The organism is Bacteroides congonensis (assembly GCF_900130125.1).
Taxonomy (GTDB): domain Bacteria; phylum Bacteroidota; class Bacteroidia; order Bacteroidales; family Bacteroidaceae; genus Bacteroides; species Bacteroides congonensis.
Genome location: NZ_FQXY01000010.1, coordinates 1,493,075 through 1,519,424 on the forward strand (window position 1 = coordinate 1,493,075; position 26,350 = coordinate 1,519,424).

General features: G+C 44.1%; 19 protein-coding genes, 1 tRNA gene and 1 pseudogene. 17 read left to right on the forward strand and 4 right to left on the reverse strand.

What is annotated here, in order from left to right:
- Nucleotides 1–28 precede the first annotated feature (28 nt).
- Nucleotides 29–1,717 carry a S41 family peptidase gene (locus BQ7997_RS16790; RefSeq protein WP_073347314.1) on the forward strand — a complete coding sequence of 563 codons (1,689 nt, stop codon included), beginning with the start codon at nucleotides 29–31 and terminating at the stop codon, nucleotides 1,715–1,717.
- A gap of 76 nt (nucleotides 1,718–1,793) precedes the next feature.
- Here BQ7997_RS16790 and BQ7997_RS16795 read toward each other — a convergent pair.
- Nucleotides 1,794–2,510, reverse strand: a pseudogene (locus BQ7997_RS16795) (sensor histidine kinase); the annotation flags it as partial.
- 268 nt (nucleotides 2,511–2,778) lie between these two features.
- Here BQ7997_RS16795 and ahcY point away from each other — a divergent pair.
- The 6 genes from ahcY to BQ7997_RS16825 all read left to right on the forward strand — a co-directional run bounded on the left by ahcY (nucleotide 2,779) and on the right by BQ7997_RS16825 (nucleotide 12,247).
- A complete protein-coding gene (gene ahcY / locus BQ7997_RS16800; protein ID WP_097677815.1) occupies nucleotides 2,779–4,209 on the forward strand; it encodes an adenosylhomocysteinase in 1,431 nt (476 codons plus the stop codon).
- 106 nt (nucleotides 4,210–4,315) lie between these two features.
- On the forward strand, nucleotides 4,316–6,838 hold the full coding sequence (locus BQ7997_RS16805; protein WP_073347489.1) for a YfhO family protein: 2,523 nt from the start codon (nucleotides 4,316–4,318) through the stop codon (nucleotides 6,836–6,838).
- 344 nt (nucleotides 6,839–7,182) lie between these two features.
- On the forward strand, nucleotides 7,183–8,514 hold the full coding sequence (locus tag BQ7997_RS16810) for a TolC family protein (protein ID WP_073347316.1): 1,332 nt from the start codon (nucleotides 7,183–7,185) through the stop codon (nucleotides 8,512–8,514).
- 27 nt (nucleotides 8,515–8,541) lie between these two features.
- Nucleotides 8,542–9,633 (forward strand): HlyD family secretion protein, encoded by a 1,092-nt coding sequence (locus BQ7997_RS16815; RefSeq protein ID WP_073347317.1) that lies wholly within the window; start codon nucleotides 8,542–8,544, stop codon nucleotides 9,631–9,633.
- Between the two features lie 59 nt (nucleotides 9,634–9,692).
- Nucleotides 9,693–11,330, forward strand: a complete 1,638-nt coding sequence (locus BQ7997_RS16820; protein WP_022140253.1) for an efflux MFS transporter permease — start codon at nucleotides 9,693–9,695, stop codon at nucleotides 11,328–11,330.
- Between the two features lie 41 nt (nucleotides 11,331–11,371).
- Nucleotides 11,372–12,247 carry an AraC family transcriptional regulator gene (locus BQ7997_RS16825; RefSeq protein ID WP_022140254.1) on the forward strand — a complete coding sequence of 292 codons (876 nt, stop codon included), beginning with the start codon at nucleotides 11,372–11,374 and terminating at the stop codon, nucleotides 12,245–12,247.
- Nucleotides 12,248–12,251: 4 nt separating this feature from the next.
- Here the strand turns inward: BQ7997_RS16825 and upp are convergent, their stop codons facing one another.
- Nucleotides 12,252–12,905 (reverse strand): uracil phosphoribosyltransferase, encoded by a 654-nt coding sequence (gene upp / locus BQ7997_RS16830; RefSeq protein WP_022140255.1) that lies wholly within the window; start codon nucleotides 12,903–12,905, stop codon nucleotides 12,252–12,254.
- A gap of 280 nt (nucleotides 12,906–13,185) precedes the next feature.
- Here upp and pckA point away from each other — a divergent pair, with 280 nt between their 5' ends.
- The 4 genes from pckA to BQ7997_RS16850 all read left to right on the forward strand — a co-directional run bounded on the left by pckA (nucleotide 13,186) and on the right by BQ7997_RS16850 (nucleotide 18,511).
- The gene (gene pckA, locus BQ7997_RS16835) at nucleotides 13,186–14,793 is read left to right on the forward strand and encodes a phosphoenolpyruvate carboxykinase (ATP) (RefSeq protein WP_073347318.1); all 1,608 of its coding nucleotides are present in this window, start codon (nucleotides 13,186–13,188) and stop codon (nucleotides 14,791–14,793) included.
- Between the two features lie 118 nt (nucleotides 14,794–14,911).
- Nucleotides 14,912–17,404: a glycoside hydrolase family 95 protein gene (locus tag BQ7997_RS16840; RefSeq protein ID WP_073347490.1), complete on the forward strand. Its 2,493-nt coding sequence runs from the start codon at nucleotides 14,912–14,914 to the stop codon at nucleotides 17,402–17,404.
- Between the two features lie 28 nt (nucleotides 17,405–17,432).
- A complete protein-coding gene (locus tag BQ7997_RS16845) occupies nucleotides 17,433–17,990 on the forward strand; it encodes a chromate transporter (RefSeq protein ID WP_022139711.1) in 558 nt (185 codons plus the stop codon).
- A complete protein-coding gene (locus BQ7997_RS16850; protein ID WP_073347319.1) occupies nucleotides 17,987–18,511 on the forward strand; it encodes a chromate transporter in 525 nt (174 codons plus the stop codon). The genes BQ7997_RS16845 and BQ7997_RS16850 overlap by 4 nt, the downstream gene beginning before the upstream one ends.
- Before the next feature lie 104 nt (nucleotides 18,512–18,615).
- On the opposite strand, the gene typA is transcribed toward BQ7997_RS16850, so the two are convergent.
- Nucleotides 18,616–20,415 (reverse strand): translational GTPase TypA, encoded by a 1,800-nt coding sequence (typA, locus tag BQ7997_RS16855; protein ID WP_022139709.1) that lies wholly within the window; start codon nucleotides 20,413–20,415, stop codon nucleotides 18,616–18,618.
- Nucleotides 20,416–20,571: 156 nt separating this feature from the next.
- On the opposite strand from typA, the gene rpsO reads away from it, so the two are divergent.
- The 3 genes from rpsO to BQ7997_RS16870 all read left to right on the forward strand — a co-directional run bounded on the left by rpsO (nucleotide 20,572) and on the right by BQ7997_RS16870 (nucleotide 23,297).
- The gene (gene rpsO / locus BQ7997_RS16860; RefSeq protein ID WP_073347320.1) at nucleotides 20,572–20,841 is read left to right on the forward strand and encodes a 30S ribosomal protein S15; all 270 of its coding nucleotides are present in this window, start codon (nucleotides 20,572–20,574) and stop codon (nucleotides 20,839–20,841) included.
- Nucleotides 20,842–21,023: 182 nt separating this feature from the next.
- Nucleotides 21,024–21,599 (forward strand): helix-turn-helix domain-containing protein, encoded by a 576-nt coding sequence (locus BQ7997_RS16865; protein WP_044653488.1) that lies wholly within the window; start codon nucleotides 21,024–21,026, stop codon nucleotides 21,597–21,599.
- A 48-nt stretch (nucleotides 21,600–21,647) separates the two neighbouring features.
- Nucleotides 21,648–23,297: an AMP-binding protein gene (locus tag BQ7997_RS16870; RefSeq protein WP_073347321.1), complete on the forward strand. Its 1,650-nt coding sequence runs from the start codon at nucleotides 21,648–21,650 to the stop codon at nucleotides 23,295–23,297.
- A gap of 162 nt (nucleotides 23,298–23,459) precedes the next feature.
- On the opposite strand, the gene BQ7997_RS16875 is transcribed toward BQ7997_RS16870, so the two are convergent.
- Nucleotides 23,460–24,542, reverse strand: coding sequence for a mannose-1-phosphate guanylyltransferase (locus tag BQ7997_RS16875; protein ID WP_044656077.1), 1,083 nt, complete (start codon nucleotides 24,540–24,542; stop codon nucleotides 23,460–23,462).
- A gap of 164 nt (nucleotides 24,543–24,706) precedes the next feature.
- On the opposite strand from BQ7997_RS16875, the gene BQ7997_RS16880 reads away from it, so the two are divergent.
- The 3 genes from BQ7997_RS16880 to BQ7997_RS16890 all read left to right on the forward strand — a co-directional run bounded on the left by BQ7997_RS16880 (nucleotide 24,707) and on the right by BQ7997_RS16890 (nucleotide 26,348).
- A tRNA-Leu gene (locus BQ7997_RS16880) sits at nucleotides 24,707–24,790 on the forward strand.
- Nucleotides 24,791–25,027: 237 nt separating this feature from the next.
- On the forward strand, nucleotides 25,028–25,936 hold the full coding sequence (locus BQ7997_RS16885; protein WP_032579580.1) for a hypothetical protein: 909 nt from the start codon (nucleotides 25,028–25,030) through the stop codon (nucleotides 25,934–25,936).
- Between the two features lie 124 nt (nucleotides 25,937–26,060).
- Nucleotides 26,061–26,348 (forward strand): helix-turn-helix domain-containing protein, encoded by a 288-nt coding sequence (locus tag BQ7997_RS16890; protein ID WP_025868291.1) that lies wholly within the window; start codon nucleotides 26,061–26,063, stop codon nucleotides 26,346–26,348.
- Nucleotides 26,349–26,350: the final 2 nt, after the last annotated feature.

Below are 26,350 nucleotides of genomic sequence, written 5' to 3' on the forward strand. Positions count from 1 at the left end.
TTTACAACTCATTTATATTGAAAGAAGTATGAAAAAATTGCTGAATGGGCGGGTAGCTGTCGTTATAGTGGCTGTAATGGCTGCCGTAGCTTTCTTTAGTTTCAAGAGTGGCGACGACCGCAATTTCCAGATTGCAAAGAATCTGGATATATTTAACGCGATTGTGAAGGAACTGGATATGTTCTATGTAGATACGATCGACCCGAATAAGACAATCAGGGAAGGAATCGACAATATGCTTTTCACGCTGGATCCTTATACGGAATATTTCCCCGAAGAAGACCAGAGCGAACTGGAACAGATGATTAAGGGCTCATTCGGTGGTATAGGCTCCTACATTGCTTATAATACCAAACTGAAATGCTCGATGATTTCCGAACCGTTCGAAGGCACACCGGCAGCGAAAGCCGGATTGAAAGCCGGAGATATTCTGATGGAGATTGACGGGACAGACCTTGCAGGCAAGAACAATGCGGAAGTCAGCCAGATGTTGCGCGGACAGGCGGGTACCAGTTTCAAGCTGAAAGTGGAACGTCCGAACGCCAAAGGCGGACGCACTCCGATGGAATTCACGATTGTGCGTGAATCTATTCAGAATCCTTCCATTCCTTATGCTGCCGTACTCGATAATCAGGTAGGGTACATCAACTTGAGTACTTTTTCCGGTAATCCTTCCAAAGATTTCAAGAAAGCATTTTTGGATTTGAAGAAACAGGGAGCCACTTCGCTGGTTATCGACCTTCGTGGAAACGGCGGCGGCCTGCTGGATGAAGCGGTGGAAATTGCCAACTATTTCTTGCCGCGTGGAAAGGTGATTGTGACGACTAAGGGAAAAATCAAGCAAGCCAGCAATACGTATAAGACATTGCGCGAACCGCTGGATTTGGATATTCCAATTGCAGTGTTGGTTAATAGCGGGACAGCTTCCGCTTCCGAAATTCTGTCAGGTTCTTTGCAAGACCTTGACCGTGCGGTAGTCATTGGCAGCCGTACTTTCGGAAAAGGGTTGGTACAGGTTCCCCGTTCGCTGCCTTATGGCGGAACGATGAAGGTGACTACTTCCAAATATTATATTCCTAGCGGACGCTGCGTGCAGGCCATCGACTACAAGCATCGCAATGAAGACGGAAGTGTAGGGACTATTCCCGATAGTCTGACTAAAGTATTTCATACGGCAGCCGGACGTGAAGTCCGTGACGGCGGCGGTGTAATGCCGGATATTGTCATCAAGCAGGAGAAATTGCCGAATATCCTGTTCTATCTGGTACGTGATAATCTGATTTTCGATTATGCAACCCAATATTGTCTGGATCATCCTACCGTCGTTGCTCCTGAAAAGTTTGAAGTGACGGACGCTGATTATAATGCCTTTAAAGCATTGGTGAAGAAAGCCGATTTCAAATATGACCAGCAAAGCGAGAAGATTCTGAAAACGTTGAAGGAAGCTGCGGAGTTTGAAGGGTATATGACGGATGCTTCGGAAGAGTTCAAGGCACTCGAAAAGAAGCTGAACCATGACTTGGAACGTGATTTGGATTATTTCTCCGGTGATATAAAGAAAATGATTGCTTCTGAAATTATCAAGCGTTACTACTATCAGCGCGGTAATATCATCCAGCAGTTGAAAGATGATGACGGGTTGAAGGAAGCAGTGAAAGTCCTGAACGATCCGGTGAAGTATAAAGAAATGCTGAGTGCGCCGGTTGCAAAGAAATGAGATTGAATAGATAAGAAAAACGGTGGATAGCTATATTGCAAGAGCTATCCACCGTTTTTTATTTATCAAAGTGCCTTTAGACGTGAACCAGAGGGAGAGTAAAGTAGAATCTGCTTCCTTTGCCTTCTTGGGAACGCAGCCAGATTCGTCCGCCCATCTTTTCTACTAACATTCTGCAGAGTGCCAGTCCCAGTCCGGTTCCCTGTATGAAATCATTCACTTTACCGAAACGGCGGAAGATGGTAGCTGCCCTTTCTGCGGCAATACCGATGCCGCTGTCCTTGACATAGAATTCCACAAAATCCTCTTTTTCACGATAGCCGAAGTGAATTTCTCCCTTGGGAGTGAATTTGGTAGCGTTGCTAAGCAGATTACTTATAACCTGTATGATACGGTTCCAGTCGCCGGAAGCATACATATCCGTATTTACATCATCCAGGATGAGTTTGACGTTACTTTGAGTTTTATAATGGAATCGCTGTTCCAGTTGCCGGCAAATATCAATTAACTTGATAGGGCGGATATTGAACTTGAGCGATCCGGCTTCAAGCGATGATAAATCAAGGATATCATTAAACAAGTTCAATAGTATCTCCGAGTTTCTGTCAATAATTTCGGAATATTGCTTTTTATCTTCTGTACATTCCGCAGATGCGAGCAATTTGGAGAATCCGACTATGGCATTGAGTGGAGTACGGATTTCATGGCTCATATTGGCAAGAAAGGCAGATTTGAGCCGGTCGGACTCTTCGGCTTTTATCCTGGCGGCATCCAGTTCCTTTTGTTGTTTTGCGTATACATGTTGAGAAGAAAGAGATTCTGCCTTCTTCTCTAATTGTTCGATTATTTCTAATAACTCTTCTTTTGTTTTGTTGTCGTAGTTTCGCATAGAGGGCTTACTGCTATTTACTAAAATGTTGTATAAACTGTTTTATCTGTTGCAAATATAAGACAATAAATTGATAAACCGGGTGACCTTCCAAGTTATTATAATATAAAAAAAACAGATAGCTTTTGCCCTACTAATCAGAATGTTCTATCTTTGTACCATTATATATTAAATGATTTACAATATGTCTACAGAATTATTCTCTACTCTGCCCTATAAGGTGGCAGATATTACGCTTGCAGATTTTGGACGCAAGGAAATCGATTTGGCAGAAAAAGAAATGCCCGGCCTGATGGCTCTTCGCGAAAAGTATGGAGAATCCAAACCGTTAAAAGGTGCCCGCATTATGGGCTCGTTGCACATGACTATTCAAACAGCCGTGTTGATTGAAACACTGGTTGCTTTAGGAGCTGAAGTACGTTGGTGCTCTTGTAATATATATTCAACGCAGGATCATGCTGCTGCCGCCATTGCCGCTTCAGGTGTGCCTGTGTTCGCATGGAAAGGTGAAACACTGGCCGATTACTGGTGGTGCACTTTGCAGGCATTGAGCTTTGCTGATGGTAAAGGCCCTAATGTGATTGTGGACGATGGCGGTGACGCTACGATGATGATTCACGTAGGTTATGACGCAGAGAATAACGCGGCTGTATTAGATAAGGAAGTACATGCCGAAGATGAAATCGAACTGAATGCCATCCTGAAGAAAGTATTGGCAGAAGATAATACCCGTTGGCATCGTGTAGCTGAAGAAATGCGTGGTGTGTCTGAAGAGACAACGACAGGCGTACACCGTTTGTATCAGATGCAGGAAGAAGGCAAACTGCTGTTCCCGGCATTCAATGTGAACGACTCGGTAACGAAATCCAAGTTTGATAACCTTTATGGTTGCCGTGAATCATTGGCTGACGGTATCAAGCGTGCAACGGACGTGATGATTGCCGGAAAAGTCGTGGTGGTATGTGGTTATGGTGATGTAGGTAAAGGTTGTTCCCACTCCATGCGTTCTTACGGAGCACGTGTGTTGGTGACGGAAGTAGACCCTATCTGTGCATTGCAGGCGGCTATGGAAGGCTTTGAAGTGGTAACTATGGAAGATGCTTGTGCTGAAGGTAATATTTTCGTGACTACCACCGGTAATATTGACATTATCCGTATCGACCATATGGAGAAAATGAAAGACCAGGCCATTGTTTGCAACATCGGTCACTTCGATAACGAAATCCAGGTGGACGCCTTGAAGCATTATCCGGGTATCAAATGTGTGAACATCAAGCCACAGGTAGACCGCTATTATTTCCCGGATGGACACAGTATCATCCTGCTTGCTGACGGTCGTCTTGTAAACCTCGGCTGCGCGACGGGACATCCGTCATTCGTTATGAGTAACTCATTTACCAATCAGACATTGGCTCAGATTGAGTTGTTCAACAAGAAATATGAAGTCGATGTATATCGCTTGCCGAAGCATCTGGACGAAGAAGTTGCCCGCCTGCATCTCGAAAAGATTGGTGTGGAACTGACCAGGCTGACTCCTGAACAGGCTGCTTATATAGGTGTATCTGTAGACGGACCTTATAAGGCCGACCATTATAGATATTAATTAAATTGAGAATTGGGAATTGAAAATTGAGAATGCGCTGCGCGGTATGAAGCGTGGTGGTTCTCAATTTCCAGTTCTTAATTCTCGATTCTCAATTCTTAATTATATGAAGAAACTTCTTCCCGATTTAATCGCCATTCTGGCCTTTATTATTCTTTCTTTTGCTTATTTCTTCCCGGCTGATATTGAAGGCCGTATTTTGTTTCAGCATGATTCCGTAGCCGGAGTCGGTGCCGGACAGGAATCGAAAGAGTACCGCGACCGTACCGGAGAACGTACACGCTGGACAAATGCAATTTTCGGCGGTATGCCTACCTATCAGATGTCTCCGAGTTACGACTCGACGAAACCACTGAATTGGGTTGAAAAAGTTTATCGGCTTTATCTGCCCGACTATGTGGTGCTGACTTTTATTATGATGCTCGGATTCTATATCCTCTTGCGGGCATTCGGCATATCGGCCTGGCTGGCGGCGTTAGGCGGAGTCATATGGGCTTTTTCTTCCTACTTCTTTATCCTGATATCTGCGGGACATATCTGGAAATTTGTGACACTGGCTTATATACCGTCTACGATTGCGGGTGTCGTCCTGGCCTATCGAAAGAAATACCTGTTGGGAGGAATTATCACGGCTTTGTTTATCGCTCTTCAGATACAGTCCAACCACATTCAGATGAGCTATTACTTCATGTTTGTCATCCTGTTTATTGTAGGGGCTTACTTCGAAGATGCTTATAAGAAGAAAGAACTGCCGCATTTCTTCAAAGCCAGCGTGGTTTTGGCATTGGCTGCCGTAGTGGGAGTGTGTATCAATATTTCCAACCTGTACCACACGTATGAGTATAGCAAAGAGACGATGCGCGGCAAAAGCGAATTGAAGCAGGAAGGACCAGCCGCCAATCAGACCAGTAGCGGGCTGGATCGTGATTATATTACGAACTGGAGTTACGGAATTGGCGAAACATTGACCTTACTGGTCCCGAATGTGAAAGGCGGGGCGTCATCGGCTACTATGTCGCAGAGCGAAGCGGCTATGGCAAAGGCGAACCCGATGTATGGCAGTATCTATTCGCAGTTCCCGCAATATTTCGGTGACCAGCCGTGGACTGCCGGCCCGGTATATGTAGGCGCATTTGTCATGTTCCTGTTTATCTTGGGTTGCTTTATTGTGAAAGGCCCGCTCAAATGGGCATTGTTGGGAGCTACCATTTTCTCGATTTTGCTTTCCTGGGGAAAGAATTTCATGGGACTGACGGATTTCTTCATAGATTATATCCCGATGTATAATAAGTTCCGTGCCGTATCTTCTATTCTGGTGATTGCCGAATTTACAATTCCTCTGTTGGCGATTTTTGCGTTGAAGGAAATATTCAGTAAGCCGGAAATCCTGAAACTGAAAGAGAACCGCACAGGTATCATTGTTACATTATTCCTTACGGTTGGTGTTGCGTTGATTTTGGCTGTTGCTCCGGGCGTTTTCTTCTCCAGTTTCATCACGGCACAAGAGATGGGCGCATTGAAGCAGGGACTTCCGGCAGAACATCTTACTCCGGTCGTTACTAATCTGACGGAAATGCGCGAAGCGATTATCTCTTCGGATGCATGGCGCAGCTTCTTCATTATCATTGTGGGATGCTTCCTCTTATTCCTGTATCAACAGAGAAAGTTGAAAGCTACTTTTACTTTGGCAGGTATCGCACTTCTATGTCTGATAGACATGTGGACGGTCAACAAACGCTATTTGAATGACGAACAATTTGTCCCGAGGTCCAAACAAGCGGAAGCGTTTGTCAAGACACAAGCGGATGAAATCATCCTTCAGGATACTACTTTGGATTACCGTGTGCTGAACTTTATAGGCTTCCCAAATAATACATTTAATGAGAATAATACGGCATACTGGCATAAGAGTGTCGGTGGTTACCATGCTGCCAAACTGCGCCGTTATCAGGAAATGATCGACCATCATATCGTTCCTGAAATGCAGGAGACTTATCAGGCTGTGGCGACTGCCGGCGGTGAGATGGACAGCGTGGATGCTTCCAAATTTCGTGTGCTGAATATGTTGAACACGAAATACTTTATCTTCCCCGCCGGAGAACAAGGCCAACCTGTTCCTGTTCAAAATCCGTATGCTTACGGCAATGCCTGGTTTGTGGATAAAGTGCAATACGTGAACAACGCAAACGAGGAAATTGATGCCTTGCATGATATTCTTCCGACAGAGACTGCCGTAGTAGATGCCAAATTCAAGGAACAACTGAAAGGAGTGACAGAAGGATATAAGGACTCTTTGTCTACCATCCGCCTGACCAGTTACGAGCCGAACCGATTGGTTTATAAGACCTCTTCGGCTAAAGACGGAGTTGTGGTATTCTCTGAAATATACTATCCTGGATGGCAGGCGACTATTGACGGACAACCGGTGGACATTGCCCGCGCCGACTACATCCTGCGTGCAATGAACGTACCGGCCGGAGAGCATACCATCGAAATGTGGTTTGATCCGCAGAGCATCCATGTTACAGAAAGTATCGCCTATGCAGCATTGGCTATGTTATTAATCGGAGTCATGATTCTCGTATGGGCGGGACGGCGCAAACTAACTAAAAAGCCTGACGCGGAATAAGTAGACACATCCTTTATATAAGATCAAGTGACTGGTGGATTTCAACATCGGTTACAATATATAAGGTAGCTTCATTAAATAAGGACGGCTCTCTTCATCACGAAGAGAGCCGTTTTGCATTCACTAAAAAATTATGAAAAACAAACGCTGTTGTGTTGTTGCTTTGAAACTAAAAATTTCACACCGAGAAACTAATAGTTTCAAATAGGGAACAATCTTGAAACTGACAAGCCTTGAATATTTCCTCATTGAAAAAGGAAAATATGAATAGAAAGAGTCGGATTATGAGTAGCCTTCATATGTCGTAACCCGCTAAATTTGTAGCCAATTATAGAGCACATATTATGAAGAAATTACTGTTCATTTTTACCTTTTTAAGTTTGTTCGTTGTAAATGGAAGAACACAGGGAGTAGAAACCCTGACATTGGAGGACTGTCTGCGGATAGGGATAGATAACAACCTGTCGTTGGAGAGTAAACGTAAGGAAATACAGAAAAGCAAATATGGTGTTTCTGAAAATCGGGCGAAACTGTTGCCGCAGATTAGTGCCGCTGCCGGTTATAATAATAATTTTGACCCGCCGGTATCTGTGACGGACGGTTCGTCTTACGGTGTTCCTTATAATATTACCCAAACATTGCAACATTCAGCCAATGCGGGACTGGAAATGCAGATGCCACTTTTTAATCAGACTCTTTACACTTCCATGTCCATTGCTAAAACCATGGAGGAAATCAGTCGGTTATCTTATGGTAAGGCAAGGGAGGATATCATTTTACAAATCAGTAAGATGTACTACCTCGGACAAGTTACGGCCGAGCAAATAGTGCTGATAAAGGCGAATATCACCCGTCTGGAAGAATTGCGGAACATTACCCAAGCCTTTTTTGACAACGGAATGTCAATGGAGGTCGATTTGAAAAGGGTAAATATCAATTTGGAAAATCTGAAAGTGCAATATGACAATGCGCAGGCGATGATGAAACAGCAGCTTAATATGCTGAAGTACATTATGGATTATCCTGCTGAAAAAGAAATCGCCCTGACACCGGTCAATACGGACAGTATTACGACAGTGGCTTTAACCGGCCTGTCGGAAGACCTTTACGAGCTTCAACTTACGCAGTCGCAGGTGGAACTGGCGGAGCGGCAGAAACGCATGGTGAGCAATGGATATATTCCTTCTCTCAGCCTGACGGGCAACTGGAGATATGCTGCTTATACCGATAAGGGGTATCATTGGTTCCACTCCGGCCCGTCCAATCATTGGTTCCGTTCCTATGGCTTGGGACTGACCTTGCGTATTCCTATTTTCGACGGACTGGACAAGACCTATAAAATAAGGAAAGCCATGATTGACATCGAAAACAGGAAACTGGCATGGGAAGACACCCGGAAGAATCTCCAAACCCAATACCTGAATGCTGTGAACGACCTGATGAACAACCAGCGTAACTTTAAGAAGCAGAAAGACAATTATCTGCTGGCTGAAGACGTGTACGCCGTTACTTCCGACCGTTATCGGGAAGGTATCGCTTCGATGACCGAGGTGCTGCAGGATGAAATGCAGATGAGTGAAGCGCAGAACAACTATATCAGCGCACACTATAACTACCGGGTCACTAACCTGATGCTGCTCAAACTGACCGGTCAGATAGAATCATTAGTCAAATAATACGCAACTAAAAACTGAATCATAAATATGGAAACAATGGAAAACAATATCCCTTCCGCTACTCATCAGGAGAAAGCGAAGAAAATGAAGAAACTTCGCCGTTGGCAGATTGCAGTCAGCTTTCTGGGCGTGGCTATTATTGTTTGGGGGGTAATCGAAGTGGTTTGCCTTTTTCTGAGTTATAGCCGGACAGAAACCAGTAACGATGCGCAGATAGAGCAATATGTGTCGCCTATCAACCTGCGTGCGTCGGGATATATTGACAAGATATATTTTACCGAACATCAGGAAGTGCATAAAGGCGATACTTTGATGGTGCTCGACGACCGTGAATATAAGATCCGCGTAATGGAAGCCGAAGCCGCGCTGAAAGACGCCCAAGCCGGCGCTACGGTAATCAATGCCACATTGCACACCACGCAGACAACGGCATCCGTGTACGATGCTTCCATTGCCGAGATTGAAGTACGCCTTGCCAAACTGGAGAAAGACCGGAAACGATATGAAAATCTGGTAAAGCGGAATGCGGCCACTCCCATTCAGTTGGAACAGATTGTCACGGATTATGAGGCTACACGCAAGAAACTGGAAGCCGTACAAAGACAGAAGAAAGCCGCCCTCTCCGGGGTGGATGAAGTGTCTTACCGCCGTGTGAGTACCGAAGCCGCTATCCAACGGGCGACGGCGGCGCTCGAAATGGCACGCCTGAACCTTTCTTACACGGTTGTGGTAGCTCCCTGCGACGGCAAACTCGGTCGCCGCTCGTTGGAAGAAGGGCAATTCATCTCGGCAGGGCAAACGATTACGTATATTCTCCCCAACACTCAAAAATGGATTGTAGCCAACTATAAGGAGACGCAAATCGAGAATCTGCATATCGGGCAGGAAGTATCTGTCACGGTGGATGCCATCAGTGATAAAGAGTTTACCGGGAAGGTGACGTCCATTTCAGGGGCGACCGGTTCCAAATACTCGTTGGTACCGACGGATAATTCGGCGGGGAACTTTGTGAAGATACAACAGCGCATTCCCGTGCGTATTGATTTCACCGATTTGTCCCCGGAAGACAACGAAAGACTGGCCGCCGGCATGATGGTAGTGGTGAAAGCCAGACTCTGATCATGTCTTGCCGCCTGCTCCGTCATATCATTAATCACTTATCATTAATCACTGACTAAATGCCCTCGTATCCTAAAAATTATCCTTTTTATGACTGGATGCCCAAGCCTTTGGGTATTATCATCCTGTTATTCTTCTTTCTGCCGATTCTTACGGTAGGCGGAGTTTATTCGGTGAATAGTACTGAGATGATGAGCGGGCTCGGTATCATTTCCGAGCACATCCAGTTTGCCAACTTTGTGACCTCTATCGGTATGGCGGCGTTTGCACCGTTCCTGTACGAACTGGTATGCGTGCGTCGGGAGAAGATGATGTGCATTGTCGGATTCGCGTTCATGTATATATTCAGCTATATTTGCGCCAAGACCGACAGCATTTTCCTGTTGGCGCTTTGCAGCCTGCTGACAGGCTTTTTGCGCATGGTGCTGATGATGGTCAATCTGTTTACACTAATATGGTATGCCGGTGGTATGGAAGCTACCCGTAATATAACTCCCGGACTGGAGCCGGAAGATGCTGCCGGTTGGAATAAGCTGGACATCGAGAGATGTGTGAGCCAACCGGCTGTTTATCTGTTTTTTATGATTCTGGGACAGTTGGGCACGGCATTGACGGCCTGGCTGTCCTTTGAATATGAGTGGAAATATGTATACTATTTTATGATGGGGATTCTGTTGGTTTCTATCCTGATTATATTTACCACCATGCCCAACTATAAGTTTCCGGGGCGTTTTCCCATCAATTTCCGCAAGTTCGGCAATGTTACCGCATTCTGCATCTCGCTGACGTGTCTCACTTACGTACTGGTATATGGCAAGGTTCTCGACTGGTATGATGACGACTCTATCCGTTGGGCAACCGCTGTGAGTATCCTTTTTGCGGGGATATTTCTTTATATGGATGTCACCCGCCGGTCTCCTTATGTCCTATTGGACGCGTTCAAACTGCGTACAATCCGTATGGGAGCTTTGCTCTATCTGCTGTTGATGATTGTCAATTCCAGTGCCATGTTTGTCAATGTGTTTGCAGGTGTCGGGATGCATCTTGATAATTTGCAGAATGCCTCGTTGGGCAACTGGTGTATGGCAGGTTACGCTATCGGTGCTGTGATTGCCATGGCGTTGGGTGGCAAAGGGCTGCATTTCAAATACCTTTTTGCCCTTGGCTTCTTCTTCCTTTCTTTGTCGGCTGTTTTCATGTATTTTGAAGTACAGACAGCCGGAATGTATGAACGCCTGAAGTATGCGGTCATTATCCGTGCCACCGGCATGATGATTCTCTATGCCCTGACGGCCGCCTATGCCAACCAGCGCATGCCTTTCAAGTACCTTTCTACTTGGATTTGCATCATGCTTACCGTCCGTATGGTGCTGGGGCCCGGTATCGGCGGGGCGATTTATTCAAACGTATTGCAGGAACGGCAGCAACATTACATCACCCGTTACGCCCAAAATGTCGACTTGCTGAACCCCGACGCTTCCACCTCTTTTCTCGGTACGGTTCAGGGCATGAAGTATCAGGGAAAAAGCGAGACGGAAGCCCGTAATATGGCTGCTATATCTACCAAAGGACGTATCCAGGTGCAAGCTACGCTCTCCGCTCTCAAGGAAATGGCAGGCTGGACAATCTACGGTGGATTAATTTGTATGATATTTGTGCTTGTCGTTCCTTATCCTAAGCGAAAATTGCTAACTTAGCATCGTTTTATCTGATATTTCCTTGTTAATATGTTAGTATTATGGATACCCAACAAGACTGTTTATTACAATTTGACCGTGATTTATTGAGTGGAAAAAATATATGTAGTTCGAGAGGTGTATTTGTAACTTTCCCCTCTTCCCTGAAAAAACTTTTTCACATGAAAGGCCTGGGGGTGATTATCTGCCATCAGGGTAGTTTCCGGTTCTCGTTGAATCAAAAGTCCCATACGGCCAAAGCGGGTGAAAGTTTGTTTATTCCCGAAGATGGCGAGTTTCAGGTACTTCAGGAATCGGAAAATCTGGAAGTGCAGATTCTGATTTACCAGATAGAGCCTATCCGGGACATTATGGGTAATGCGGTCGTGACTATGTATATGTATTCCCGGATCACTCCCGAAGAACCTTGCTGTGTGTGGACTACCGGTGAGGAAAATGAGATCATGAAATATATGTCCCTGCTGGACAGTGCCTTGCGGGCAGAAGACAATTCATTCAATCTTTACGAGCAGAAGTTGCTCTTGCTTGCGCTGACATACCGGATTTGTTCGGTTTATAATCGTAAACTTGTCAATGACGGACAAGAGGCGGGAGGGCGCAAGAAAGAAGTTTTTATCCGTCTGATTCAACTGATTGAGAAATATTATATGCAGGAGCGTGGTGTAGAATTTTATGCGGATAAACTCTGCCTGTCTCCTAAATATCTTTCTGCCGTATCTAAAAGCATTTGCGGATACACCGTGCAGGAACTTGTCTTTAAGGCGATTGTCCGCAAAAGTATCTCGTTGCTGAAAAATACCCAACAGGACATTCAGGAAATTTCGAACGCTTTCGGCTTCCCCAATGCTTCTTATTTCGGAACGTTCTTTAAGAAGCAAGTGGGGATGTCGCCGCAGCAATATCGGAAGAATCTTTAAAGTTTTATTCCTTTTCTCCGTAGGCAAGGTCGCCGGCGTCGCCCAGTCCCGGAACAATGTAAGAATGTTCATTGATTTCGGGGTCGATAGCCGCACACCAAATGGTAGTCTTGTCTTCGGGGAATATGTTTTTTATATGGTCGATGGCCTGTTGGCTGGCGATAATGGAAGCTACGTGAATCTCGGCGGGATGGCCTTTGGTCAGCATTGCCTGGTAACTAAGTTCCATGCTGCCACCCGTTGCCAGCATAGGGTCGGTGATAATCAGCGTTTTGTCATCAATACGTGGAGAAGCGATATATTCAATATGTATATCGAATTTCAGTGTGTCCTTGTATTTGCGATAGGCAGAAACGAATGCGTTTTCCGCTCCGTCGAAGTAGCTCAGAAAGCCCTGGTGGAAAGGAAGTCCCGCACGCAGAATGGTGCTGATAACTAGTTGGTTGTCCGGTGTGCTGACTGGAGCGGTGCCCAGTGGTGTCCGGATGTCCTTTACAGAGTACCTAAACTCCTTGCTCATTTCGTAGGCCATGATTTCTCCGATACGCTCTATATTACGGCGGAAACGCAGGCGGTCATTCTGAACTTCTACATTTCTGATTTCGGATATGTACTGGTTTAGAATCGAATTTGTTTTGCTAAAATCAATTACTTTCATATTATAGTTTAATCATAATTTAATCTCATTTTCATAGTTCTGATATCATACAGACTTGCAAAGTAAGCGATAATCTTTCAAATTGCAACGTTCAGTTTGCAGATATTGTTAGGAATTTATAAAAGAGATTCAATTAGGGAAAAATTTCTCTAATCCCTTCTTTCATTCCAAAGAAAGTATTACTTTTGTACCCGGATTTACAAGGGGCTCTCCAATGCTCCCCATGTTAAGGTGAAAAGAGATAATAAAACAAAATACCAATTTAATTAATTCAAAGAAAATGGCAAATTTAGATTTAAGCAAGTACGGTATCACGGGCGTGACCGAGATTTTGCACAATCCGTCTTATGACGTTTTGTTCGCTGAAGAAACAAAACCAGGTCTGGAAGGCTTTGAAAAAGGTCAAGTAACTGAATTAGGTGCTGTTAATGTAATGACAGGTATCTATACCGGTCGTTCTCCTAAAGATAAATTCTTCGTTAAGAATGAAGCTTCTGCTGATTCTGTATGGTGGACTTCTGACGAATACAAAAACGACAACAAACCTTGTACTGAAGAAGCTTGGGCTGACTTGAAAGCTAAAGCTGTAAAGCAATTGTCAGGCAAACGTCTGTTCGTTGTTGACACTTTCTGTGGTGCTAACGAAGCTACTCGTATGAAAGTGCGTTTCATCATGGAAGTAGCTTGGCAGGCTCACTTCGTGACTAACATGTTCATCCGTCCGACTGCTGAAGAACTTGCTAATTACGGAGAACCTGATTTCGTATGTTTCAACGCTTCTAAAGCTAAGGTTGACAACTATCAGGAACTGGGCTTGAACTCTGAAACCGCTACAGTATTCAACCTGAAAACTAAAGAACAAGTTATCCTGAATACTTGGTACGGTGGTGAAATGAAGAAGGGTATGTTCTCTATCATGAACTACATGAACCCGCTTCGTGGTATCGCTTCTATGCACTGCTCCGCTAACACGGATATGGAAGGAACCAGCTCTGCTATCTTCTTCGGTTTGTCAGGTACAGGTAAGACTACTTTGTCTACCGACCCGAAACGTAAATTGATCGGTGACGACGAACACGGATGGGACAACGAAGGCGTATTCAACTACGAAGGTGGTTGCTATGCTAAGGTTATCAATCTGGATAAAGAAAGCGAACCGGATATCTACAATGCTATCAAACGTGACGCTTTGCTTGAAAACGTGACAGTTGACGCTAACGGCAAGATCGATTTCACAGATAAGAGCGTAACAGAAAACACTCGTGTTTCTTATCCTATCTATCACATCGAAAACATCGTTAAGCCTGTTTCTAAAGGTCCTCACGCAAAACAAGTTATTTTCTTGTCTGCTGATGCATTCGGTGTATTACCTCCGGTATCCATCCTGAACCCTGAACAAGCTCAGTATTACTTCCTGTCTGGATTTACAGCTAAATTGGCTGGTACAGAACGTGGTATCACTGAACCGACTCCGACATTCTCTGCTTGCTTTGGCGCTGCTTTCTTGTCACTGCACCCGACTAAATATGCAGAAGAACTGGTTAAGAAGATGGAAATGACTGGTGCTAAGGCATACTTGGTTAACACAGGTTGGAATGGTTCCGGCAAGCGTATCTCTATCAAAGATACTCGTGGTATCATCGACGCTATCCTTGACGGTTCTATCGATAAAGCTCCTACTAAGGTTATTCCTTTCTTCGACTTCGTTGTTCCTACAGAGCTTCCAGGTGTTGATCCGAAAATCCTTGACCCGCGCGACACTTACGAATGTGCTTGCCAATGGGAAGAAAAAGCAAAAGACTTGGCTGGACGTTTCATCAAGAACTTCGCTAAGTTTACAGGTAACGAAGCTGGTAAGGCTTTGGTTGCTGCTGGTCCGAAACTCTAATTTGTATATTAGATATATTGCAGAAGGCGGTTCGAATTTCGAACCGCCTTCTTGCGTTTAAGTGCTATTTTTTGTTACCTTTGTAGAAACATACTAATATTGAAATGACACAACTATGATGAAGAAATTTTATTCTATTTTTGTTTGTACTTTTCTTGTTTTTATCCTTGCACATGCAAGCGCCCCTGATTATACAAAAGGACTTGCTATCTGGTTTGATACTCCCAATACATTACAGGGATATGCCGTATGGTATGGTGGTAGACCGGATATGTGGAAAGGCGAAAATAAACCGGAAACAGCCGGTGATACAGCCCGTAACCCGGACGCTGCCTGGGAATCGCAATCATTACCGATTGGTAATGGTAGCTTGGGCGCTAATATAATGGGTTCGGTAGAGGCTGAACGTATTACTTTTAACGAAAAGACGCTTTGGCGTGGTGGCCCGAATACGGCAAAAGGTGCGGATTATTATTGGAATGTGAATAAACAGTCCGCTCATATATTAGATGAGATACGTAAGGCGTTTACAGAAGGCGATCAAAAGAAAGCTGAAATGCTGACACGGCAGAATTTTAATAGCGAAGTGTCTTATGAAGCTGACGGAGAAAATCCTTTCCGTTTCGGTAGCTTTACTACGATGGGAGAATTTTATGTAGAAACCGGATTGAATATCATCGGAATGAGCGACTACAAACGTATCTTGTCTTTGGATTCTGCTATGGCAGTCGTGCAATTCAAGAAAGATAGGGTGGCTTATCAGCGTAATTATTTTATTTCTTACCCGGCTAATGTGATGGTGGTACGTTTCAGCGCAGACCAGCCGGGAAAACAAAACCTGATATTCAGTTATGCTCCGAATCCTGTATCTACAGGAAGTATGGCTGCTGACGGTAGCAGCGGTCTGGTGTATTCCGCCTCTTTGGATAATAACGGAATGAAGTATGTGGTACGTATTCAAGCTGAGGCTAAAGGCGGGACATTGACAAATGCGGATGGAAAGTTGACAGTGAAGGGAGCGGATGAAGTTGTGTTCTACATTACGGCGGATACGGACTATAAACCTAACTTTGATCCGGATTTTAAAGATCCGAAAGCGTATATAGGTGTCAATCCGGAAGAGACGACAAGGCAATGGATGGAGAATGCCGTTTCGTCAGGATATACAGCTTTGTTTAATCAGCATTATGCTGATTATTCCGCTTTGTTTGACCGAGTGAAATTAAGGTTGAATCCTACGGCAAAGATGGTAAACTTACCTACTTCCCAACGTTTGAAGAATTACAGGAAAGGACAACCGGATTATTATCTGGAAGAGCTATATTATCAATTCGGGCGTTATCTGTTGATTTCAAGTTCCCGTCCGGGAAATATGCCTGCCAATCTGCAAGGTATATGGCATAATAATGTAGACGGCCCGTGGCGTGTAGATTACCATAATAATATCAATATTCAGATGAACTATTGGCCTGCTTGTTCTACCAACCTGAATGAGTGCGTGCTTCCCTTGGTGGATTTTATCCGTACATTAGTGAAGCCGGGTGAGAGGACTGCACAGTCTTATTTTGGTGCGAGCGGGTGGACGGCTTCTATCTCCGGCAATATATTCGGATTTACCACTCCTTTGGAAAGCCAGGATATGTCCTGGAACTTCAATCCGATGGCGGGGCCTTGGCTGGCTACTCATATCTGGGAGTATTATGACTATACAAGAGACGTGAAATTTCTGAAAGAAACAGGCTATGACTTGATAAAGAGCAGTGCGGATTTTGCCGTTGATTACTTGTGGCATAAGCCGGACGGTACGTATACGGCAGCACCTTCTACTTCGCCGGAACATGGCCCTATCGACCAGGGAGCAACTTTTGTGCATGCTGTGGTACGTGAAATTCTGCTGGATGCTATCGAAGCAAGCAAAGTGCTGGGTGTAGACAAGAAGGAACGCAAGCAATGGGAACATGTACTTGCCAATCTTGCCCCTTATAAAATAGGACGTTACGGCCAGTTGATGGAATGGTCGGTAGATATTGATGATCCGAAGGATGAACATCGTCATGTGAATCATTTGTTCGGGTTGCATCCGGGGCGTACGGTTTCTCCGGTTACCACTCCTGAATTGGCGAAAGCAGCCAAAGTAGTACTGGTACATCGTGGTGACGGGGCTACCGGTTGGAGTATGGGTTGGAAGTTGAACCAATGGGCACGTTTGCAGGATGGCAACCATGCTTATACCTTGTTCGGCAATTTACTGAAGAACGGGACGATGGATAATCTTTGGGATACCCATCCGCCTTTCCAGATTGACGGAAATTTTGGCGGGACAGCGGGAGTTACCGAGATGTTGCTCCAAAGTCATATGGGGTTTATACAGTTGTTGCCTGCTTTGCCCGATGCATGGAAGAATGGTTCTGTCAGCGGTGTCTGTGCAAAAGGAAATTTTGAGATAGATATGGTATGGGAGAATAATCAGTTGAAAGAAGCTACGGTGCATTCCGGTGCAGGAGGAAACTGTGTAATAAAATATGCGGATAAGTCTCTGACTTTCAAAACTGTAAAAGGACGGAATTATCAGATTAAATATGATGCGGAGAAAGGCCTGATTAAGAACTAAACTAAGAAGCGGGAAAAAGGAAGAAAGAATGGTATTGGAGTATTTAAAACTGTTTGCGACATTTGCAAAGATAGGAATGTTTACGATTGGTGGAGGTTATGCCATGATTCCGTTGATTGAGCGGGAGATCGTGGCGAAACAATGGATGAGTAAAGAGGAATTTATGGAGATGTTTGCTCTGACACAATCACTTCCGGGTGTGTTTGCGGTGAATATTTCTATTTTTGTGGGTTATAAACTATACAAGGTTGGCGGAAGCCTGGTGTGTGCATTGGCTACCATTCTTCCTTCCTTTGTTATTATGATGTTGATAGCGATGTTTTTTGCCCGGTTTCAGGACAATGAAATAATGATTCGTATCTTTAATGGAATACGTCCTGCGGTGGTGGCATTGATCCTGTATCCCTGTATTTCGGCTGCGAGGGCTCTGAAACTGAAATATTTTCAGTTGATTGCTCCTGCCATAGCTACCGTTCTGATTTGGCAGTTTGGTTTGTCGCCTGTTTATATCGTATTGGCGGGGATTATAGGAGGATTAGTATATACATTGTGGTTGAAAGAAAAAATAGTAAGTAAACAGGTATGATATATTGGCAGCTACTTTGGGTGTATCTTAAAATAGGTACGTTTGGTTTTGGTGGCGGATATGCGATGCTTTCCCTTATCCAGCATGAGATAGTAGACCTGCATCATTGGCTGACTCCCCAACAGTTTACGGATGTAGTGGCCATTTCGCAGATGACTCCGGGGCCGATTGGCATAAATAGTGCCACTTATGTCGGCTATGCGGTGACACAAAGTGTCTGGGGAGCTGTGATAGCTACTGTGGCGGTTTGTTTGCCCTCTTTTATTCTGGTGTTGCTCATTTCCTATTTCTTTGCCAAGTGTAAGGACAACAAATATATCAAAGCTGCCATGTCCGGTCTGCTTCCCATGTCGGTTGCGCTGATTGCTTCGGCTGCATTGCTTATGATGAACAGGGAGAATTTTATCGACTATAAAAGCATAGCTATTTTTGCGGTCGCTTTCTTAGTGACGTGGAAGTGGAAGCTTCATCCCATTCTGTTGATTTGTCTGGCAGGTGTAATCGGACTTGTGTTGTATTAAGAAGTTCGGCATGGCATACACTTGGTTGTATAGCTTTCCTTAAATAAGAAACGGGGAGCAGATAATTTTGTTCCCCGTTTCAAATATATAGAATCTAAGTTGGATTAATTTTTATTCGCACGTTTACGTTCAATTTCGTCCAAAATCACTTTGCGCATGCGCATCGCTTTCGGAGTGACTTCCACATATTCGTCTTCCTTGATATACTCCAGTGCTTCTTCGAGTGAGAACTGGATAGGCGGAATCAGACGAACTTTATCATCCGAACCGGAAGCACGCATATTGGTCAGTTTCTTTGATTTAGTAACGTTGATTACCAGGTCATTGTCGTGAGAGTGCTCACCTACTACCTGTCCTGCATAAACTTCGTCCTGCGGGAAAATAAAGAACTTACCACGATCTTGAAGTTTGTCGATAGCATATGCAAAAGCAGTTCCGCTTTCCATAGCAATCATGGAGCCGTTTGTGCGGCGTTCGATTTCTCCCTTGTGCGGCTGGTATTCTTTGAAACGGTGTGCCATGATAGCTTCACCGGCAGAGGCAGTCAGTACATTCGTACGCAATCCGATGATACCGCGTGAAGGCATGTTAAATTCAAGATTGATACGCTCGCCTGTATTTTCCATCTTTACCATTTCACCTTTGCGGCGGGTGACCATATCGATAATCTTGCTTGAATATTCTTCCGGCACGTTGATTGTCAATTCTTCAATCGGCTCGCATTTCACACCGTCTATTTCTTTGAAGATAACCTGCGGCTGACCTACCTGCAATTCGTATCCTTCGCGACGCATCGTCTCGATCAATACGGAAAGATGAAGTACGCCACGGCCGGAAACAATCCATTTGCCGTCTTCTTCACTCTTTCTTACGCGGAGGGCGAGGTTCTTGTCGAGTTCCTTCATCAGGCGGTCGTGAATGTGGCGTGAAGTCACGAACTTACCGTCTTTGCCGAAGAAAGGAGAGTCGTTGATAGCAAACAACATACTCATGGTCGGCTCGTCGATAGAAATCGGTGCCAATGCTTCCGGGTTTTCAAAGTCGCAAACCGTATCTCCGATTTCGAATCCGTCGATACCTACCAATGCGCAAATATCACCGGAAGAGACCTCTGTTGTTTTGACGCGGCCCAAACCCTCGAAAACATGAAGTTCTTTGATTTTGCTCTTGAACATATCACCGTTACGTTTCACAAGCGTTATGTTCATGCCTTCTTTCAATGTGCCGCGATGTACGCGTCCTACGGCGATACGACCCGTATAAGAAGAATAGTCCAGAGAGGTAATCAACATCTGCGGAGTCCCTTCCAGTTGTTGCGGAGCGGGAATATTCTCGACAATACAATCCAGCAGCGGAGTGATGGTGTCGGTCGGATGTTGCCAGTCTGTGCTCATCCAGTTGTTTTTGGCAGAACCGTAGATAACGGGGAAGTCCAGCTGGTCTTCCGTTGCGTTAAGGCTGAACATCAGGTCGAAAACCATTTCGTATACTTCTTCCGGACGGCAGTTGGGTTTATCTACCTTATTTACTACCACGATTGGTTTCAGGCCGATTTCCAGTGCTTTCTGCAGGACGAAACGGGTCTGTGGCATCGGGCCTTCGAAGGCGTCTACCAACAGGATACAACCGTCGGCCATATTCAACACACGTTCTACTTCGCCACCGAAGTCACTGTGTCCCGGAGTATCAATAATATTAATTTTGGTGCCGTTGTAGTTGATGGAAACGTTTTTGGAAAGAATCGTTATGCCACGTTCGCGTTCCAAATCGTTGTTATCCAGGATAAGTTCACCACTATTTTGGTTGTTGCGGAACAGATTTCCCGCCAATAGCATCTTGTCAACCAGCGTTGTTTTCCCATGGTCGACATGGGCAATGATTGCAATGTTTCTAATATTTTGCATATAATACCTATTATTTGGCTGCAAAGGTACGAAATAAGGATTAGAAATATATGCAATGCCAGCAATTTTTTCTTGTAAATCATTGTGGGATATAAAGATAATCCCTATCTTTGCACGCTCAAAAGAATAATTTACTATATTAAAATTCTAAGAATTATGTATTTAGACGCTGCTAAAAAGCAAGAAATCTTCGGAAAGTACGGAAAGTCTAACACTGATACTGGCTCATCAGAGGCGCAGATAGCTTTGTTTTCCTACCGTATTTCTCACCTGACTGAGCATATGAAGCTCAACAGAAAAGATTATAGTACAGAGAGAGCTTTAACGATGTTGGTAGGTAAGCGTCGTCGCTTACTCGACTATTTGAAGGCAAAAGATATCACAAGATATCGCGCCATCATTAAAGAGCTCGGTTTGCGTAAGTAATCTACTTGCCGCGAAAAGTTTAAAAGCCGTTTCCCGTTATGGGGAACGGCTTTTTTGTTTCTTCTTTTTCTGTCGAATGGTCATATTTTCTTTGATTATAATTGTGCTCATCTAAAGATTTTGTTATTTTTGCAACCTAATTATTATAATTTATCACCTTTGATAACTAAAATACTTACAATATGGATACCAGTAAAATTGTCGGCGAAAAGATTAAAGCCCTTCGGGAAGATAAATCAATTACCATAGAAGAGTTGGCACAACGTTCCGGTTTGGCCATCGAACAGATCGAGCGTATCGAAAACAATATCGATATTCCTTCTCTTGCGCCGCTTATTAAGATTGCCCGCGTATTGGGAGTTCGTTTGGGTACTTTCCTTGACGATCAGGATGAAGTAGGCCCGGTGGTATGTCGTAAGAAAGAAGCCAAAGATGCGATCAGCTTCTCCAATAATGCGATTCATTCCCGCAAACATATGGAGTATCATTCCCTGTCCAAGTCGAAGGCAGACCGTCACATGGAACCGTTTATCATCGACGTGATGCCGACGGAAGATACCGACTTCGTACTTTCTTCACATGAAGGCGAAGAATTTATTATGGTCATGGAAGGTATCATGGAAATCAGTTATGGCAAAAATACCTATCTGCTTGAAGAAGGCGACAGCATCTATTATGACTCCATTGTTCCTCATCACGTGCATGCTTATGAGGGACAAGCCGCCAAAATCCTCGCGGTAGTTTATACGCCGATTTAACGAGTCGGCGGTTATTCATTAATCACTAACCAATTAATCACTAGCTACATGCAATTATTCGACCGTACTTTGGGACAGTGGCTCGAACACTGGGCTGAAGAGACTCCTGATAAAGAATATATCGTATATTCCGACCGCAATCTCCGTTTTACCTGGAGCCAGTTCAACCGCCGCGTGGATGACATGGCAAAAGGACTTATCGCCATTGGGGTGGAACGGGGTACGCACGTCGGCATTTGGGCAGCGAATGTACCCGACTGGCTGACATTACTATATGCCTGTGCAAAGATTGGTGCGGTATATGTTACTGTAAACACGAACTATAAGCAGTCCGAGCTTGAATATCTTTGTCAGAACTCGGATATGCATACCCTTTGCATCGTTAATGGTGAAAAGGACAGTGACTTTGTACAGATGACCTACACCATGCTCCCCGAACTGAAAACCTGCGAACGCGGGCATTTGAAGAGTGAGCGTTTCCCATACATGAAGAATGTGGTGTATGTAGGCCAGGAAAAACATCGTGGGATGTATAACACGACTGAAATTCTGCTGTTGGGAGATAATATCGAAGATGATTGCTTGAGCGAACTGAAAAGTAAGGTGGACTGCCATGATGTAGTAAATATGCAATATACGTCAGGAACTACCGGCTTCCCGAAAGGAGTGATGCTGACACATTATAATATTGCCAACAACGGTTTCCTGACCGGTGAACATATGAAATTCACGGCAGACGACAAACTTTGCTGTTGCGTGCCGTTATTCCATTGCTTCGGAGTCGTACTGGCTACTATGAACTGTCTGACTCATGGTTGCACGCAGGTAATGGTAGAACGCTTCGACCCGTTGGTCGTATTGGCTTCTATCCATAAGGAGCGTTGTACGGCTCTTTACGGAGTGCCGACCATGTTTATTGCCGAGTTGCATCATCCGATGTTCGACCTTTTTGATATGTCTTGTCTTCGTACAGGTATTATGGCAGGCTCATTGTGCCCTGTCGAGCTGATGAAGCAGGTGGAAGAGAAAATGTATATGAAGGTGACCAGCGTCTACGGACTGACAGAAACCGCTCCAGGTATGACCGCCACCCGCATTGACGACCCGTTTGACGTACGTTGCAATACAGTAGGCCGTGATTTCGAATTTACAGAAGTGAAAGTGCTTGACCCGGAGACGGGTGAAGAATGCCCGGTAGGTGTGCAAGGCGAAATGTGTAACCGCGGCTATAACACCATGAAAGGATATTATAAGAATCCCGAAGCCACAGCCGAGGTTCTCGATGCCAACAACTTCCTTCATTCCGGCGATTTGGGTATAAAGGACGAAGATGGAAATTACCGGATCACCGGACGTATCAAAGATATGATTATTCGTGGCGGCGAGAATATCTATCCGCGTGAAATCGAAGAATTCCTTTATAAACTTGACGGAGTGAAAGATGTTCAGGTGGCGGGTGTCCCTTCAAAGAAATACGGTGAGGCTGTCGGTGCATTTATCATCCTGCATGAAGGAGTGACGATGCAGGCGGAAGATGTGCGCGACTTCTGTAGAAATAAGATTTCCCGTTATAAAATCCCCAAATATGTATTCTTTGTAAATGAATTCCCGATGACAGGCAGTGGAAAGATTCAGAAATTCAGATTAAAAGACTTGGGACTGCAACTTTGCAAGGAGCAGGGAATAGAGATTATCTAAGAATGTCCGGTTGATTCAAGAGACACACAAAGTTTTATTCGATTATAAAAACAGAGAACGGTGAACAAACTGTATGATTACTAGCAGTGGGTTCACCGTTTACTATTGGTATATGATTATCTTATCCGGCTTGTTTTTTGTTCCGGCCTTCGAGTGAATCTACTAAATAAAATCATCGCCCAGTTGCATTTGGGCATCATTCACATATTTGCGGATGGCATGTTCTTCGTCTTTGCGGCAAATCAGCAGGACGTTGTCCGATTCCGCTATCAGATATCCTTCCAATCCGTCAATTACGGCCAGTTTTCCTTTCGGAAGCACCACCATATTATCCTTACTGTTATAGATTTGTGAATGGCATTTCAGCGTAACGTTACCTTCCATGTCTCTTTCCGATAAATCATAAAGCGACCCCCAAGTTCCAAGGTCAGACCAACCGAAATCCCCCAGGGATACATATACATTATCCGCTTTCTCCATAATACCTATATCAATGGACACGTTAGGACATGCAGGAAAATTCTCCTCAATGAATGCCTTTTCCGCATCAGTGGCATAAATATCCTTTCCGGGTGCCAGCTTGGAAGCCAGTTCGGGCAATAACTCCTCGCTTGCCTTGATGATAGAATTTACATTCCACATAAACAGTCCGGAATTCCAATAAAATTCCCCGCTTTCCACAAAAACTTTGGCTAATTCCAGTTCTGGTTTTTCAGTGAATGTTTTTACTTTGTAGAAGTTATCTCCGGCAGGTTCGTCGATTTGTATATATCCGTATCCGGTTTCGGGGCGATTGGGTTTGATTCCTAATGTCAGCAGTTTCTCCGAGCGTGAAACAAAATCCAGTCCTTTTTCAATAGCGGCAAGAAATTCATCTTCTTTTAAAATCAGGTGATCCGAGGGAGCGACTACGATATTGGCGTTTGGATTCAGTGCCCTGATATGATAGGAAGCCCACGCTATGCATGGAGCGGTATTTCTTCTTGCGGGTTCCAGTAAAATCTGATCTTCGCTCACTTCCGGCAACTGTTCCTTCACTAAGTCCGCATACATTGCATTGGTAACGATAAGAATATTTTCTGTTGGAACAACCTTTTGGAAGCGGTCAAAAGTCTGCTGTAAGAGTGAGCGACCGGTTCCGAAGAAATCTAAAAATTGTTTGGGCAATGTTTTGCGGCTGAACGGCCAAAAGCGGCTGCCAATGCCGCCACCCATAATCACGCAATAATTATCCTTGTTTGTCATGACAGTGACTCTATTTTAAAGTTTCTGCTAATGTACGGTTTATTCTCTGAATAGAGAAGCGTTTAAGACATGTTTTATTATTTTTTTCTCCTTTTTTTTGCCAAACTATTGTAGATTCAAAATAATGTCGTATCTTTGCACCGCAATTGAGAAATCAAGTATGCGCCCAGATGGCGGAATCGGTAGACGCGCTGGTCTCAAACACCAGTGGATTCACTTCCATCCCGGTTCGACCCCGGGTCTGGGTACGAATAAACCCTGATAATCACTTGATTATTAGGGTTTTCTGCTTTTATAGGGCGTACTAAACGTGTACTGAATGACGAATACAAAGAAAAGGTGTACTTTAATAGTTTTCTTCCCCATATCTTTATAATTTCTTAACGCTTATCCTATCTTTATCTACCTTATTATTGCCGATGTTTTCGGGAAAAGTGAGATTCTTACCTTATATTTGTAGTAAGAACGTTTAAAGGCGCACGATTATGGAAAATCATATGGAAAACAATTTCAGAGAAATACAGAAGATATTAGATAGTTGTATAGCTCATGACTATAAAACTAAAGTAGATGCACTATTTTTAAAACGTGAATATTTGACGCAAGCTCAGCTAAAGGATTATTTGCGGCAAGAAATTTTCCGTGTGACTGAAAATATTGTAGCCATCCAACAAAAATACCGTGTCGTGCGTAACATTGTATTGGATATGGATATTCCCGATTTTTTGTGGGAAAGCGGTTATTTTGAGGACTTGAATTCTGATGAAAGAAAAAAGTATATCGGTTTCCGCTGCTCTGATTTTGATATGGACGCATATTTGCATGAACCGTCCTGTTATGATGGGCGGCTTCCCTATTTGTCTATTATCGTTAATCTTGTCGTGCTTTCCAAGTATTTGCGCTATCTGCAAGAACAGGAAAGCAATTACCATACAGATGCGGTTGCCATCCAAGAGCAAGTCTTGCCAAAAGAGAAAGAGGAAAGTGCAGATACTAATCCAACCAAGATTGTGGGCAAAAGCAATCCTTTCAAGTCCACGTTGAAAGCCAATGAAATCAAACTTCTGACCGACTGTGTGAATGAAGCGAATATGTTTACTACTACCGTCAGTGCCAAAATACTTACCGATTTTTTCAACTGCAAACTGAATGGGGTATTGAAAGTTAATAATACTCGTCTGTTAGCCTATCTTATGATGCAACTTAGCTGTTATAATTACATCGTTTATGAATGGCAGTCTGTCATAGCAAACAATAAGCTGATATTGAAGAAGATAAAAGGAGAACCGCTTACACGTACTGACCTGTCGAGTGCGACAGACCAAGCAAAAAACATCTATCCGAAAGGATATGAAATCATAGACAAATACATCAAACAACTGAAAAAAGGTTGAGCATAGATTGAACGCTCAAACAAAGGTCAATTAGACTTCATTTTCAACCTCTTAACTTTGCCCCCGTTAACAAAAAAACGAGGGTGCGCACCTTCATATTGTTTCACCTAAATTCCTAAACAATATGGAAAGAGATTTAGAGTTAAGAGTTTCCGAACTCGAAAAGATGTTGTTCCTTTCAAAGAGTGTGCTTAGCTTCGATGAAGCGAGCAAGTTCTTGAACCTTTCTAAAAGTTACCTGTACAAGTTGACTTCGGGTAACTTGATACCCCATTACAAGCCGCAGGGCAAAATGCTTTATTTTGAGAAAGCGGAGTTGGAAGCATGGTTACGTCAGAACCCGGTCAAGACGCAGGCGCAGATAGAGCAGGAAGCGCAGAAGTATATCCTTAACCGTCCTCTAAAGAAATAACG